This window comes from Holospora obtusa F1 (assembly GCF_000469665.2).
In the GTDB taxonomy this organism is placed as follows: Bacteria; Pseudomonadota; Alphaproteobacteria; order Holosporales; family Holosporaceae; genus Holospora; species Holospora obtusa.
On record NZ_AWTR02000059.1, the window covers coordinates 13,978 to 28,907 of the forward strand.

General features: G+C 34.5%; 12 protein-coding genes and 1 tRNA gene. 6 read left to right on the forward strand and 7 right to left on the reverse strand.

The window, feature by feature from the left end:
- Window positions 1-223: 223 nt before the first annotated feature.
- Window positions 224-1,546 carry an MFS transporter gene (locus P618_RS03070; RefSeq protein ID WP_024161141.1) on the forward strand — a complete coding sequence of 441 codons (1,323 nt, stop codon included), beginning with the start codon at window positions 224-226 and terminating at the stop codon, window positions 1,544-1,546.
- Window positions 1,547-1,561: 15 nt separating this feature from the next.
- Window positions 1,562-1,870, forward strand: a complete 309-nt coding sequence (locus tag P618_RS03075; protein ID WP_021827264.1) for a ribosome-binding factor A — start codon at window positions 1,562-1,564, stop codon at window positions 1,868-1,870.
- Between the two features lie 851 nt (window positions 1,871-2,721).
- Here the strand turns inward: P618_RS03075 and P618_RS03080 are convergent.
- Window positions 2,722-3,666 carry a Gfo/Idh/MocA family protein gene (locus tag P618_RS03080; protein ID WP_021827263.1) on the reverse strand — a complete coding sequence of 315 codons (945 nt, stop codon included), beginning with the start codon at window positions 3,664-3,666 and terminating at the stop codon, window positions 2,722-2,724.
- A gap of 869 nt (window positions 3,667-4,535) precedes the next feature.
- Between P618_RS03080 and P618_RS03085 the strand changes: the two genes are divergently transcribed.
- Together P618_RS03085 and lepA are read left to right on the forward strand one after the other, a co-directional pair.
- Window positions 4,536-4,925, forward strand: coding sequence for a hypothetical protein (locus P618_RS03085; protein WP_021827260.1), 390 nt, complete (start codon window positions 4,536-4,538; stop codon window positions 4,923-4,925).
- A 782-nt stretch (window positions 4,926-5,707) separates the two neighbouring features.
- Window positions 5,708-7,513: a translation elongation factor 4 gene (lepA, locus tag P618_RS03090; RefSeq protein WP_024161142.1), complete on the forward strand. Its 1,806-nt coding sequence runs from the start codon at window positions 5,708-5,710 to the stop codon at window positions 7,511-7,513.
- 190 nt (window positions 7,514-7,703) lie between these two features.
- Here lepA and P618_RS03095 read toward each other — a convergent pair whose 3' ends face one another.
- The 5 genes from P618_RS03095 to P618_RS03115 all read right to left on the reverse strand — a co-directional run bounded on the left by P618_RS03095 (window position 7,704) and on the right by P618_RS03115 (window position 12,699).
- Window positions 7,704-8,030, reverse strand: coding sequence for a hypothetical protein (locus tag P618_RS03095; protein ID WP_021827256.1), 327 nt, complete (start codon window positions 8,028-8,030; stop codon window positions 7,704-7,706).
- A gap of 405 nt (window positions 8,031-8,435) precedes the next feature.
- On the reverse strand, window positions 8,436-9,056 hold the full coding sequence (locus P618_RS03100) for an RlmE family RNA methyltransferase (RefSeq protein WP_021827255.1): 621 nt from the start codon (window positions 9,054-9,056) through the stop codon (window positions 8,436-8,438).
- Window positions 9,043-10,596: a ribosome biogenesis GTPase Der gene (gene der / locus P618_RS03105; RefSeq protein ID WP_021827254.1), complete on the reverse strand. Its 1,554-nt coding sequence runs from the start codon at window positions 10,594-10,596 to the stop codon at window positions 9,043-9,045. The genes P618_RS03100 and der overlap by 14 nt, the downstream gene beginning before the upstream one ends.
- Window positions 10,578-11,957, reverse strand: coding sequence for a PQQ-binding-like beta-propeller repeat protein (locus P618_RS03110; RefSeq protein ID WP_021827253.1), 1,380 nt, complete (start codon window positions 11,955-11,957; stop codon window positions 10,578-10,580). The genes der and P618_RS03110 overlap by 19 nt, the downstream gene beginning before the upstream one ends.
- Before the next feature lie 4 nt (window positions 11,958-11,961).
- On the reverse strand, window positions 11,962-12,699 hold the full coding sequence (locus tag P618_RS03115; RefSeq protein ID WP_021827252.1) for a hypothetical protein: 738 nt from the start codon (window positions 12,697-12,699) through the stop codon (window positions 11,962-11,964).
- A 227-nt stretch (window positions 12,700-12,926) separates the two neighbouring features.
- Between P618_RS03115 and P618_RS03120 the strand changes: the two genes are divergently transcribed.
- Window positions 12,927-12,999, forward strand: a tRNA-Thr gene (locus P618_RS03120).
- 15 nt (window positions 13,000-13,014) lie between these two features.
- Window positions 13,015-13,857 carry an RNase adapter RapZ gene (gene rapZ, locus P618_RS03125; protein ID WP_162147070.1) on the forward strand — a complete coding sequence of 281 codons (843 nt, stop codon included), beginning with the start codon at window positions 13,015-13,017 and terminating at the stop codon, window positions 13,855-13,857.
- Window positions 13,858-14,019: 162 nt separating this feature from the next.
- On the opposite strand, the gene P618_RS03130 is transcribed toward rapZ, so the two are convergent.
- Entirely contained in the window at window positions 14,020-14,472 is a 453-nt protein-coding gene (locus P618_RS03130; RefSeq protein WP_021827250.1) for a Ros/MucR family transcriptional regulator, read from the reverse strand.
- Window positions 14,473-14,930 lie beyond the last annotated feature (458 nt).

The window sequence follows — 14,930 nt, forward strand, 5'->3', positions numbered from 1 at the left end:
TTAAAAAAATAAATTTTTATTTTGTTTTTTTTGTAAATATTAAGTATTTTTGATTTAATCTGAAATTTTATGATCACGATCATAAAATGTTTCACTATGTCGTGAATGATCTCTCGGTATTATTTTATTTTTAAAAATACAAGAATCTTAACCCAATTTTTTTTGATCTTTTAAGATTTTTTCTTATAATAGGCCTAGCATGTTGTCAAAAGGAGCGTATAAAATGCAAAAAGATCGTATTTATAAATTTCATTTCTATGCGCTGTGGGTTTGGTTATTTACGAGTTTGTTTTACGGATTTCAATTTTTTTTACGCAGCTCTCCAAACGCATTGGCTCCGCAACTTATGAAAGAATTTAGCATCGATGCACAAACTCTGGGAATATTTTCTTCTGTATATTATTGGACTTATTCCTCTTTACAGATTCCCGTTGGCATGTTGTTGGATATGTTGGGGCCAAAAAAAGTTTTAAGAATCGGAATGCTTACTTGTATTTTAGGAGCGTTTTTATTTGGTCTTTCTCAGAATTTTACTATGGCTCTTTTTGCTCGTGCCCTTATTGGAGCAGGAGCAGCCGTATCCTTTATCGGTAGCGTGCGCATGAATACATTATGGTTTCAACCGAGTTACCTAGCTTTCATTGTTGGACTTTTGTCAGCTATTGGAAAAATTGGAGGAGCTTGCGCAAACTTAGGTCTTCCTGTAATGATTCGTTGGGTAAATCATTACAGCTATCACAATGTGTGGCAAAAAATAGTTTTAGCACTCAGTGGAATAGGATTGATTTTAGCAATATTGGTATGGATGATAGGAAAAAATGGCCCAAAAGATATCTTTCTTCCTGCAATATCTCACTGGAATTGGGAAAAAATTCGCGAAGAATTTCTGTGTGTTGCCAAGCAAAAATCTATATGGATCCTTGGATTTTATGGATACGCTTTGTACCTTACGCTTTCTGTTTTTAGTGATACGTTTTCCATCGGGTTTATTGAACGTTGGTTAAAAATTTCTGCTGAACAAGCTAGTAAATTGGCTGCATTGGTCGCGATAGGATCCAGTTGCGGCGCTCCATTACTTTCTTTTTTATCAGATTTTTTCAAAAAAAGAGTTTTGTTTTTCAGATTATGCGCGGTATGCGTTTTAATATTTTCTGGACTTATATTTTTCGGACCTGCTGTATCATTTTGGAATGCAGCTTTTTATCTGTTTATATTTGGTTTTTTTTCAGGAGGACAAGTTCTTATCTTTGTTACCGGAGCTGAAAGTGGGCCTAGTCGCCTTGCAGGCGTTTCTGTGGGTACAATAAATGCCATTTTAATGTTAAGCGGAGCGCTTCACAACCCCATTGTAGGATATTTTATTCAATGGAATTGGGATGGAACGTATCAAGACAACCATCCGTTGTACACATTATCTGATTATCAAATTGGATGCCTTGCTATTTATGTATTTTTTGTGATAGCATTCTTCTTGAGTTTTTGTTTAAAGGAGTCACATCCCGGAAGAAAACATAAAGCTAAAAATAAAGAAATATTATTATCTTAAACATGGAAAGTTTGTATGATTTGCCCAAAAAAAACTCAGCGTAAAAAAAAATTAGAACACTTAATTCATCAGGAAATTGCTCAAGTTTTACACCATGTCGTGTGCACAGAGCAAAGCGAATCTTCAAGAATGACTGTAATGAAAGTGTGTGCTTCAGAAGATTTAAGAAAAGTTAATGTTTTTTTGCACACGAATTCTTCAGAAAAATTTAATGCGCTTCGTCAAAAAAGTGGAAAAATTCGTTTTATTCTTGCAAACCGAATAAATATGCGAAAAATACCAGAAATTAATTTGTTACCTTGGATTGACGAACAGATTGTTTAATCGAATCTTGCGATGATGATTGATGAATAAAGAATTTGAACAGCGTATTCATCAAGTAACGTTTTTCTGAAATATGCCCGAAAAATTTCGATTTTAAGAAGAGTACGCTATAGAACTTCTAAATCGAAGAACTATTCATCATTTTTTTACGTTATTTTAACGCAAACTTTTGAAACGTTAATTAAATAGAAAGCTTAGTATATTCATTATCAGTTAAGAATGTTTTAACAAGCTTACAATTTCAATTTTTTTTAAAGAATGTTTTTCGTTTTTTTTATTCGATTTTTGAAAAAGATTGTATCGTCACACGAGAGGGATTTAACTATCTTCATCCGTAATTCATGTTTTTTTATATTTTTAAACACTAAAAATCCATCAATTTTATTATTTTTAAATAAATTCTAATTTTTTGTAAAAATGCCCGAACTTTTAGATTGAACAGACCCATCCAAAAAAAAATATACCTTCATTTCTTAGTGTTTACACTCATTATCTAGATATTTTATTTAGATATACACCAAATACTCTATTACAGTTTTTGTTACAAACAAATACGATCTGTGAATTGTACTTTTTTAAATGCACAAAAGTATGTTTAATTAGATTCAGCTTTACGATTAAAAAAACTGATATTAAAGTTCAAAAAATCATTAAAATTACGCAGAAAGTGTAATTAAATATACGCGTTAGACCGATTGATTAAGGAGTGCCTATAAAAATAGACACAATAGATCAAATACAAAAACAGAAACCTTGATTCATTACCTTATTTTATTATTTTTAAACACCTCTCCTACCCTCTTCTTTTTTTGTATTTTTTATAGGTTAATTTGTGACGATTTATACCTGTTTTATAAAATAATTTCTTCAGCACTGCTTAAAATTTTAATTCCCGATAACGCTTCTAAGCCACAAGTGGGGACACTCACTCCAGAAGAAATTGCATTTATAAAAGCTTCACATTGACGCGTTAAAGGTTGCTTTCTGTAATCGTAAGCAATCGCAACAATTTCTTGAGAAGAAAGAAACGGACGCGTTTTCGAAATATCATGCTTGACAATATACAGCTCTTCTCCATCGGGTCGCGTATCATCAAATACAACACTCCCCTTGATCCCCGTTACCACACACCGTTGTTCTTTAATTGGATAACACCATGAGCTTGTAATTCGCGCTTGAACCCCCGTTTCAAATTTCAATAGCAACATACCTTGATCCCCGCCTTGCACACAAGATTGGACGTATCTCATCACTTTAACTGGAAAACTTTGTAGCATTAATGCAAGAACCAACGAAATATCATGAACTGCAAGACTCCATAAAACATCTTTTTCTTCAGGACATACCCTGCCCCAATTTTGTCTCACGCAGTCAATATACAAAATGTTTCCAATTTCCCCAGAATGAATTAGAAGTAACATTTTTTCAAAAGCACCATGATACCTAACTACGTGCCCAACTAAAATCTGTAAATTTTTTTCTTGAGCTAATGCAAAAACGTGTTGAGCATCATTCAAAGTTAGGGCCATAGGTTTTTCAATCCACACATGTTTTCCTGCATTTAAAACGGCAGAAGCCATCTCTACATGCTTACAAGCAGGAACGCTCAACACAACACCTTTAATGTGTTGGTTTGTAAGAATTTCAGAAAAAGTTAGAATGGGAACGTGAAATTTTTGAGATACTTGAGCGCATCGCGCAGAATCCGCATCACAAATCGCAGATAAAATTTTCATTTCTGATAATGTACGGACTATATTCATTCCCCAAAGCCCACATCCAATAATTGCAATCATCGATTATCCACACCTTAGCGATTAAATTCAATTTTTATATAAGAACGCTTATTATAGCATTTTTACAAAAATTTTGTAATAGTGCACAACGCTAAATAAAAAAATTTTCATCATGTTTGATAGGTTTGGGATACTAATCTAACATTTAAGACGAGTGTAGACGTATTAATTTTAGGAAAATGAGGGAAATTTCAAATCAACGAAATATTTTATGATTAAATTAAGCCCAAATTTGCAAAGATAAGCGTAATTTCTAGAAGAAAATTCTAAGATCGTACAAATTTATAGCCAAAAATGTCTACCTTAGATCTTTGAGTGTCGTGCTTTTCTTTATTGGCAAAACTCGGCTTAATTTACCATATTCGATAAGACACACAAAGATTAGCAAGACTCTCAGAATTTATAAGCGTTACCTCATTTCGTATCATTCCATTCACTACATTGTCAATGATTGCTACAAAAACGCGTACTCTAAAATTTAATGATATCACAAGAATCGTGAATATGAATGCTCACTTTGCATAAAAATCGAAAAAAATAAAATTTTTTTGAAGCCCCCTCACTTGCACAACACATCTACGATAATAGCTATTTATTTTTGTTAGCAAAATTTAAAAAAATATTAATAAAACTTATAAGTTAATGTTGGAAGATTTTTTCAGTACGTACGAGTTAATGAAAATTAAATTTACAGGTATTCACTAATGCATAAAAAATTACTTTTTATTTTTTCAATTTTTATTTTTCTTACTGGCTGTGCTGTAAAAAGAGAGCATCAAATATTCACTGATGCATAAAAACTATATTGGAATTTTTTTTCTTTTAGTGTATATAAAAGTTATGAAGATTAAATTTACAGGTGTTCATTAATGCATAAAAAATTACTTTTTATTTTTTCAATCTTTATTTTTCTTACTGGTTGCGCTGTAAAAAGGGGGCATCAATTTTTAGAAGATATTAATCATGAAAAAATTTCTCGTCATTTAATTAAAAATAAAACCTCAAAAGATGACGTAAGAAAAAAATTTGGTGATCCCGAAAATGTGAACCTTGCCGTTGATGGTGGAGAAAGTTGGTTCTATCACTATACACGCACAGAAAGTAAGGGGGTAAATTTTATTCCGGTAGTCGATTGGTTTTATTCTGGAGCAAACCATAACACAAGACAATTGAAAATTAAATTTAATCGCTTCGGTTTAGTAGAGCATTTTGCGTTTTCTAATTCTCAAAGCGAAACTAGAACTGGATTACTTCAATAATACAGTACGCTCAAATGATGTGTAAACAAAGTGTTAAAACATATACACTTAGGTATGAAATCAGATACATACTTTTCTTCTCAACGATTCAAGCATACTTAAAAATGTGTACAACACATCAAAACCACACATCAAGGAGATTCCTCTGCGCACAATATAAACGAACACAGATTATTTCAGAGATATGGGAACGTTTTTTTAGAATGAGCGTTATCCAGTTTAGTATCATTCTTTACAAAAGAAGAGGAGTGTTTAAGGTTATAAACGTTGTAGTCTTTTCCATCTATTGGCTCTTTCAGAAGCATTTTTTTATCATACCGTAGATGAACCCAAAAATTTGTGGAATAGAGTGTTAGGGTTTAAATTGGATGCGTTTTTGTTATTTTTGAAAGCAAAATTATAAAAAACTCACCTTCTTTTCTCTACTTTCCACTTTTTGAAACATATCTAATTCAAGATAAGTTAACTGTATCAATTTAGGAGTCAAGAATGTGTTCGTTTAGATTCGGAAACTTTAATCATGGAAATTTTCATTAAATCGTTTTCGATCACTTGGATAAATTTCACTTTCCATGTTGTGTAAAAGCACAAAACATCCTTCATCAAAAATTTTTAACAGATTTTAAAACGTTTGAGAGATAAAAAAATTTTGAAGACAAACTACAAATTACAATTTTAACAAAATTTCGCACTATCTGTTTGGATGAAAATAAATAGGCACTCTAGAAATCTGAAATCAATATCTATATAATAGAGTGTGTCATTGTTGTACTGTTGCTTATATGCATATTAATAAAAATTTTATTCGTAACTTTGCAATTATCGCTCACATAGATCACGGGAAATCTACGTTAGCCGATGCATTAATGCGAACATGTGGTGCGTTAGAGCAACGTCACGAAAAAGAACAGTTTTTAGATAACATGGACATCGAAAGAGAGCGTGGTATTACTATAAAGGCTCAAACGGTTCGGTTAAGCTTTAAAGCAAAAGATGGTCAATATTATCAACTTAATTTGATGGACACACCAGGACATGTTGATTTTTCTTATGAAGTTAGTCGATCTTTGTCTGCATGCGAAGGCTCGTTGTTGGTCGTAGATTCCACTCAAGGTGTTGAAGCTCAAACACTAGCAAATGTTTATCAAGCTGTTGAGCATGATCACACGATTATTCCCGTTCTTAATAAAATGGATTTACCTTCTGCTGATCCGCAGAATATTAAAAAACAAATTCAACATCTGATCGGTATCCCAGAAGAAGAGGCCATTGAGGTCTCTGCTAAAAAAGGAATAGGAATTGAGGAAGTATTGCAGGCTATCGTTGATCGGTTGCCCTGCCCCAAAGGCAATGAAAACGCTTGCTTAAAGGCTTTATTGGTAGATAGTTGGTATGATGTATATTTGGGAGTTGTTTTATTAGTTCGCATTATAGACGGCATCATAGAACCTAAAATGAAAATTCGTATGATGGCTGCAGACGCTGTGTACACCGTAGAACAAATTGGAGTGTTTACACCGTATCCAAGTCCTGTTTTGCATTTGTCATGCGGTGAAGTGGGATACATCATTGCCAACGTTAAAGCCGTGGGAGATTGTAGAATAGGTGACACAATAACTTCGGATCAAAAACCCGCCTCTGAAGCTCTCCCTGGATTTAAGCCATGTACTCCGGTCGTTTTTTGTAGTCTTTTCCCGGTAGAAGCGAGTGATTTTGATAAATTAAGAGAAAGTTTAGCAAAGCTTCACTTAAATGATGCGAGTTTTTCGTATGAAATGGACAGTTCCAATGCATTAGGCTTTGGTTTTCGTTTAGGATTATTAGGATTATTACACTTAGAAGTTGTTCAAGAACGACTGGAAAGAGAGTTTGATCTGGATTTAATTATCACTGCTCCCAGTGTAGTATATAAAATTCACCTTCAAAACGGAACTTGGATGGATCTTCACAATCCAGCAGATATGCCATCACCTAATGAAATTTCCGTCATGCTGGAGCCATGGATTAAGACAACGCTTTTTGTTCCAGAAACTTATGTTGGATCTGTCCTTACGTTGCTCATAGAACGCAGAGGAATTCAGGAAAGTTTAGAATACGTTACGCCTACGCGGGCATTAATGGTTTATAAGATGCCTTTGAACGAAGTTGCGTTTGATTTTTATGACACATTGAAAAGTTTAAGTCGAGGTCATGCAAGTTTCGACTATGAGATGGATGGCTATAAAGAAGGAGAGCTCGTGCTATTATCCGTTGTCATAAACGGTGACCCTATTCATGCTCTGTCTTCTATAGTACCGAAAACTCGAGCTTACGAAAAAGGAAGAGCGATTTGCCAAAAATTAAAGGAAATTTTGCCAAGACAACTTTTTCCCATCGCAATTCAAGCAACAGTAGGTGCAAAAGTGTTAGCAAGAGAAACGGTTTCTGCACTGCGCAAAAATGTAACAGCTAAATGTTATGGAGGCGATATTACGCGTAAGCGTAAATTGCTAGAAAAACAAAAAGAAGGTAAAAAACGTATGCGACAATTTGGAAATATTGAAATTCCGCAAAAAGCATTCATTGAAGTATTGAAAATAGGAAAATAGATATTTTTTGCAGGATTTCAATAGTTTTTTTAACCTTAAGAACTTGTTAATTTTTTGAAAGATTTAATTTTTTTTATGGGAACAGAATTAAAATAAAAAAATAGTACAAAAAGATTAGGTCTTGCACTCAATTAAGCTCAACGACAATTAAAGCCAACTGAATGGCGCCTATAAATTTGAAAACATTTTATCATAGCTTGTGGCAATGGCTTGGTACTGCCTTAAGTTTAACGAAAAAATTCTTAATCAAGTGACGAGAAAACAGAGCGTCCAATAACTTGATTATGCTCTTTTTTTTAGAGCCTGTGCTGTGTTGATGAGCTCGCACTATCGTTGTATCGATCATCGCGCACCCATGATCATCGTCCTGAGACGAAATTTCAAAGACCTTTTTTATACGTTCTTTCGCTTCAACGGGTAAAGCGGGTGTGGATGGCTTTAAATCACCAAACTTTTCCGAAAAGACCACGCCAAGAAATTCCCTCACGGAACGGTATAAAACAGTTTCAACAAACAAGATATCCTTCTGTCACATCGCCTGATTTTCTAGGTAAACCATCCTTTATCCCATCCCACTATCATCCCTAAACACATAACCTCTCATTTAATACACATTTCCTTTGAATTCTTATTAAATTTGAATTAAAGTCTATTTTCTGAAGAAGCCTAATGTTTGTGCACCTTATTACGTTACGTTTTGTGTGAAAAAATAGGATTCGTTACACTATTCACACAAAATATGTTAAAATAACATTAATAATCTGTGATAATATTTATATTTTTTTAAATAAACAAACATTTTGAAAATTTCTACCCTATGTCTATCTTTTATCAACAGTTAAGGCATTATTTGACCAAGAAGATTATAATCTATAGATTGTATTCTGGATATAAAAATGACAGCACAAAAATTATTATTTTATTAAGAGTGATATCCTTTAGCTAAAATATAAATTTCTTTAGATTCTTTACGACTTGATTTTGGTTTTAAATATTTAACTTCTTTAAAATTAAGTTTCCAATTCGCAAGCAACACTTGAATCCCTTGAGTGTGAAACGCTTTCACCAAAAAAAAACCCCCTGGGCGCAGCACAGAATGAGTAACTTCCCAAACTATTTCTACCATATGCTCAATGCGTATCAAGTCTGTCGCATGATGTCCAGTACTGGAAGGAGCAGCATCGCTCACAACTCCATCAAAAACGCCTTGCTTGGAAATCCAGGACTTTGCTTCTATATTAGAAAAATCTCCTTGAAAAAAATGAACATTATTCAAAGGCTGCATATCAATAAGGTCTACTCCCCACACCAAAACTCCAGGAATTTCCGTTAATACTTGACTCCATCCACCAGGAGCACACCCAAGGTCTAGTATCCGATTCCCTTGATAAATTATCCGCTCTTTTTCTTGTATCTCTTTTAGTTTGAAAGCAGATCTACTACGATACCCAGAAATTTTTGCTTGTTTAATGTAAGGATCTGTTAATTGCCGCAGCAACCATCTTCTGGAAGAGTCCTTTGTTTTTTTTTTAACGATTTTCATTGATTTTTTTTAGATCATAGGGATTTTTCGCGGTTTTATACACAATTTTAGGATTAACCCCCTCAAAATGAAACGCTTGAACCAAACGATTGAGTAAATATCTTCGATAATTTAAAGGCAATACTTCTACTTGATTTCCAAAAATCACAAAACGTGGGGGGCGCGCTTTAATTTGAGTGATGTATTTTAACCGAATCATACTCCCTTTAGAAAGAGGGGGAGGTGTATCTTGAAGACATTCAGCCAACCAACGATTCAAAGGGCCTGTCGTAATATGGCGATTCCAACGAATATAAAGATCCTTTATTCCTAGACACAACTCCCTTAATCCTTGACTTGTCAAAGAAGAAAATGGAAATAACGGAATCCAACGTCCTGACGGAATACTTTCATCTAAACATTTTCTTAAACTTTTTAAATACGCTTGAGGTTCCTCTATTTGATCCCATTTCGTTAATCCAACAGCTACTGCCCTCCCCTCCTCAATAATCGAATCTAATAAAGTCAAATCTTGCTTTTCTAATCCTTTTGTTCCATCAATGCAAAGCAAAGTAACATGAGAAAAAATTAATGCTTTTTTTCCAGAACCCCTCGATAATTGCTCTAAAGTATTTCTTGATTTTGCTTGCTTACGTGCGCCAGCCGTATCAACGAAAATAAAAGAAGAATCGTGCATAGATAAGGGAACTTCAATAGCATCTCGCGTTATACCTGCAATAGGCCCAGTTAACAATCGATCTTTCCCTAAACATGCATTAATAAACGTCGATTTTCCTGCATTAGGCCTACCTACAATCGCTACACGAATTTTGTGATTGAGGGCGGTCGATTCACAATCAGAAGAAAGCAAAGGTGCATCGCAAAAATGATTAGGAAAAAGCTGATCACAAAAAACGGAAGAATCTGTATCCACATGGGGAAGATCTGATTTTTTTATTAAATTGTTTTGCAAAAACATACCCGACAAGGCTTCCTTCAATTCCCACATTCCTTGTCCGTGCAAAGCAGAAATAGGAACAGGAGCCCCTAACCCTAAAGAAGAAAAATCCAAAGATTGAAAAATATAGGAATCTCTTTCACATTTATTTGCAACTAAAAGAATAGATTTTCCCTGTTTCCTTAACCATCTTAAAATTTCTTGATCCGTTGAGCTTATATTTTGGCGTGCATCCACCAAAAAAACAACACACTGACAGTGACAGATAAGATCTTCTAAAATTTTCTTAATTTTTGGCTCGTAAGGACTATCTTTGATTCCAAGACCAGGTGTATCCAGAATAGTAAATTTTAAATCAAAAAGCGTTCCCTCATAAGCTTGCCAATCTCGAGTAACGCCTTCATAATCCGCAGTAATCGCCAACGATCTTCCTGACATTCTATTAAACAAAGTGGACTTTCCAACGTTTGCTTTTCCAATAATTCCTACGCACGGCAGATTCTTAAAAACAGGAAAAGTATCACCACAAGAAATCTCTTTTTGATTTTTTATCATTTTTTTATCTTTTTTTAAATTTTCAAAAATTACGGAGTTACGAGCCATGACAAAATTCCCCCATCATCACTATGCAATACTATACCATCGCGCAACAATACGCCAGAAGCACTTAAGGGATGCCCTAAAGATACCCACGCCTCGATTGCGGATTTTTTTAAATTTTCGCAGTCTTGCGAATAAAAAAACGGATTCACACAAATCATTAACCCGTCATACCTCCAAAGCAGCAACCGATGATTTATATACCAAGGACCAATCCACACATTCCACTGCTCTTGAGCATGCTTAGGAAGAATTTGAGTCCAATACACTTCCCCAGTATATCGATTTACACGACTTAACACGCCATTTTGATCGACAAAAAATAAAAAGTCCCCTAATACAAGCGGAGTGTGGTATCCACCAATAGGCCATTGCCACAAAGTTTCACCGCTTCTTATTCCTAAACATGCCACATTACTATGAGTGACAACATAAACTAATTCATCAACACAAACCGGAGAAGCTTTTTGATGAGGAATTTTTTCTCGATTCATTTTGCTTATAGCAAAATTTTGAGTCCAAAGAAGATCTCCCGTTTTTTCTGCCAACGCCACCACTTGATTAGAGCTATAATGACTGATCACAATTCCTTTTGAAATCGCCGAACTAGACCCTCCCCACAAAGACAGATCTTCTACAGCTCCCTGATGCGTCCACAAAAGTGTACCATTTTTTTGATCAAAAGCCAGAGTTTGGTTTCGTCTTGTCACGCAAACGACTATATTTTTGCCCAAAACTGGAGCTCCTTCTGCAGGAAATTCTAAAGATTTTCTCCACAAAATTTTTCTCTTTTTTAAGCACAAAGAAACTAATTCAGAAGACCCCATAGTCAAAAACGCAATACCTGATGGAAGAACTGCTATCCCCCCCATACTATCGGGATCCATATCTTGCCTAATTTCAGATAAATCTATTTCATGTAACAAAAAAAATTTACCTTTTTTTAGGTGCCCTTGGTACAATTTGAGCCCTTTCAAAATATACACACACCCCGACCAGAACACAGGACTGGGCGCAGCCCCTTGGCATGCAAAATTCTCAACATAAAGTTGATGTACTTTAGGCAGAATTTTACATTGACTATGCCCGCTAAATCCCAATGCAGGAAGTTTATGCTGAGAATTACAATAATACTGCAACCACTCACCTGGAACACAAACGGAATACGCAGACATAGGAATCCTCTTTTTTGAATCTACTTTCTGATGTTCCATAGAAAACTCATCTTCTACCGTAACGCTTTCACGCTTACCTTTCAAAGGAGGAAGATCTACTTCTGACGTGCACCTCCACAAAAGCATTCCACAAAAAAATCCCAAAAAAAATCGAGTACCTATTTTTTTTATAACTATTTTTTTTAACATTTTTCTACTGCACTTTAGAACGAGTGCGCGAAAGACCGGCCCCAATCGCGCAGACTCCCGGAATCCAACTCTGACTGGATTGCTCCCATTGATCTATCAATTTTTGATTCAAAACTCCTTTTTCTAACGCTCTAAGCGCTTGAATCCCATATCCCAATCCTGAAAAGCTATTTTGGGAACGCGTATACAATCCAACGACATCTTCCTTTGGATCTTCTAAACGCACTTCCATTGCCAAAACCGCTAAAACGAAGCGCGTAAAATGATACAAAGAACTTTGAGCACGACTTGTTGGAAACAATTTACCATCTAACTTATGGTAAGCATCATAAATTGAATACCATTCCTTTCTTTTTTCTTCACTTTTTTTATTTTTCTCAAACTCTAAAATTTTTACAGAGCAGTCCTCTATTTCCAGTAAAGTTTGCATTTCTTTGCAAAGACTAAGCTGAACTCTAAGCTTCTTAGCATCGTCAAATTTTCCTTGGCGAATCGTTTTAACATATTCGTCGTAGATCAATTCAGAATGAAACAGATTTTGATCTTTCCTGTAAGACCAATAAGAATACCCTCCCACAGCACATAACAACACGCATATTCCCAAAACAATAGAAGGAATAATTTGCTTAACCGCCTCTAACATGTCTTCTCGACGCATTTCCTCTTCATAGGCATTATCAGATTTTTTTTGAAAATACTGAACGACAATTTGAATCACGCGACGAAACAAAGCAAAACCCATCAAAAAAATTTTTTCTAGTCTATCAAACTATTTTTTCACCGTAAAGAGGGAAGATTTTAGGTTTCCACTTTTCGTTCGAAAAAATATTAAATATTATAAAATTTTAGAGAATTACCCTACGCGTTTAGTATTTATTTTTGAAAAAATTTAAACATTATTCCTGGATAGAGATAAACATTTTTTATTTGACGATTCCGTAAAAAAGTGTATACTGTAGACCGTGTAGCGCCGAAGTAGCTCATCTGGTAGAGCAACTGATTCGTAATCAGTAGGTAGGGTGTTCAATTCACCTCTTCGGCACAAAAATTTATGTGTGTGCATCCAAAAATTTTTATTATTACGGGTCTATCTGGTTCGGGGAAGACTATGGCTTTAAAGCTTTTAGAAGATTTGGGGTGCGAGGTAGTCGACAATATTCCTATCTCTTTGTGCGCACATTTAATTTCAGAAAAAGCTCCTAAAAAAAATTTAGGTATTGGTCTTGATTTACGCACTCGAGATTTTAGTGTAGAAAAATTTCATGATTGCGTAGAAAATATTCGAAAAAACAATACAGTTATTGTCGTCTTTTTGCAGGCCGAAACTTTGGTTTTGTGCGCCCGCTATAGAGAAACTCGTCGAGGACATCCCCTTGGTAGCTCTGTATGTATAGAAGATTTAATTGAGGAAGAAAAAAAATTTTTAATTCCCGTCCAAAATCGTTCAGATATTATTTTTGATACTTCTTGCTTGTCACCACCAGAAATGCGCAGTAAGCTTCAACAACGACTTGAGATCCCTTCTTTTGGATTGTGGGTGTACGTTTTGTCCTTTTCTTTTCGAAGAGGCGTTCCTTCACAAAGCGACTTTGTTTTTGATATGCGTTTTTTATCCAATCCTCATTATGATTGCGATATGCGCACACGTACGGGTCAACATGAATCGATTCAATCTTATTTAGCTCAATGCCAAAATTTTTCCAGTTTTTTCAAAAACATAACCTCAATGTTTACATCTTCCATCTTTCCGTCCTATTCTGACGATCGACGTTTGAATTGCACAATTAGCTTCGGATGCACAGGCGGAAGACACAGATCAGTTGGGACCGCAGAGATGTTTTCAAAATTTCTCAAAGAAAATCACTCACTCAATGTCATCATTTATCACCGAGATCTTTAAGAACACTTTTTTAAAAAAGCGTTCTTAAGTATTCCAATAAAAAAACGAAAAATTAAGAAATGCTCCCAACAATACCAGAATCGTAAAAACTTAACCAACACTAACTTAACCCAAGATTAAATCATTATACATCGATCAATTTTTCATCACAAAGTCAAAGCCCTACCCGTTTACCAGAGTTGGAGTAGAATAAACGTTTGTGTTCGAATTTTTTCTTCCTCTTCCAAGCCCATTTCTTTTCGCTAACGTACTGCGCTTTAGGGCGTAGTTTGGTGCAACCATTGGATAATCAACAGGCAACCCCCAACGTTCTTTATACTGCTCTGGGGACATCTGATAAGTTGTTCTTAGATGCCGTTTCAACATTTTCAATTTTTTCCCATCTTCAAGACAAATTAAGTAATCGTCTTGGATAGACTCTTCTTTTGGAACCGTAGGACTGGCACCAACATTATAATATGCTTTGCAATGTAAATTATTCAAAGTAGAGTATAAACTATGAATTGCTTGAGTAAGCTCAGTTATACTCAGGCTATTGTTTTGAGCGTATCCTCTAACAATTTGCCCCAGAGCGATCATAATTGCGTCTGATTGAGGTTTGTGATTTGCCAACATTTGTTTTCTTTTATTAAAATATTTCCTACAATAAGAAATATAATATTTTTATAAAAAATGCAATAGGAAATCGTGCAATCAAAATAATTTTTTTAAGAAGCAAGATGATTTTTTAAAATTGATACACGTCTATATGTTTTTTTTTATTGAGCAACTATTAATTGTCCATTAAAAAATTAGAATTTCGATCCATATATTGAAAATCCCAATTTAATTTATTTTATTTTAATTTTAAAATTCTAAAAATTTTGAATAATAAACTCCTGTTCTTAAAAATTCACCTAAACTCATTGCGTGAGCGAATCTTCTCCTGCTTCCCCACTTAAAGAACACATTTCTGTTTTGTTTAAAGAGGAGCATTCTTATCTGTAAAAATTTTTTATAAGATTCTCCCAGAATTACCGTATCCCCTTAAAGCTTTGCGTTTTTATCAAAACAAAGATCATTTAAAAAAATCT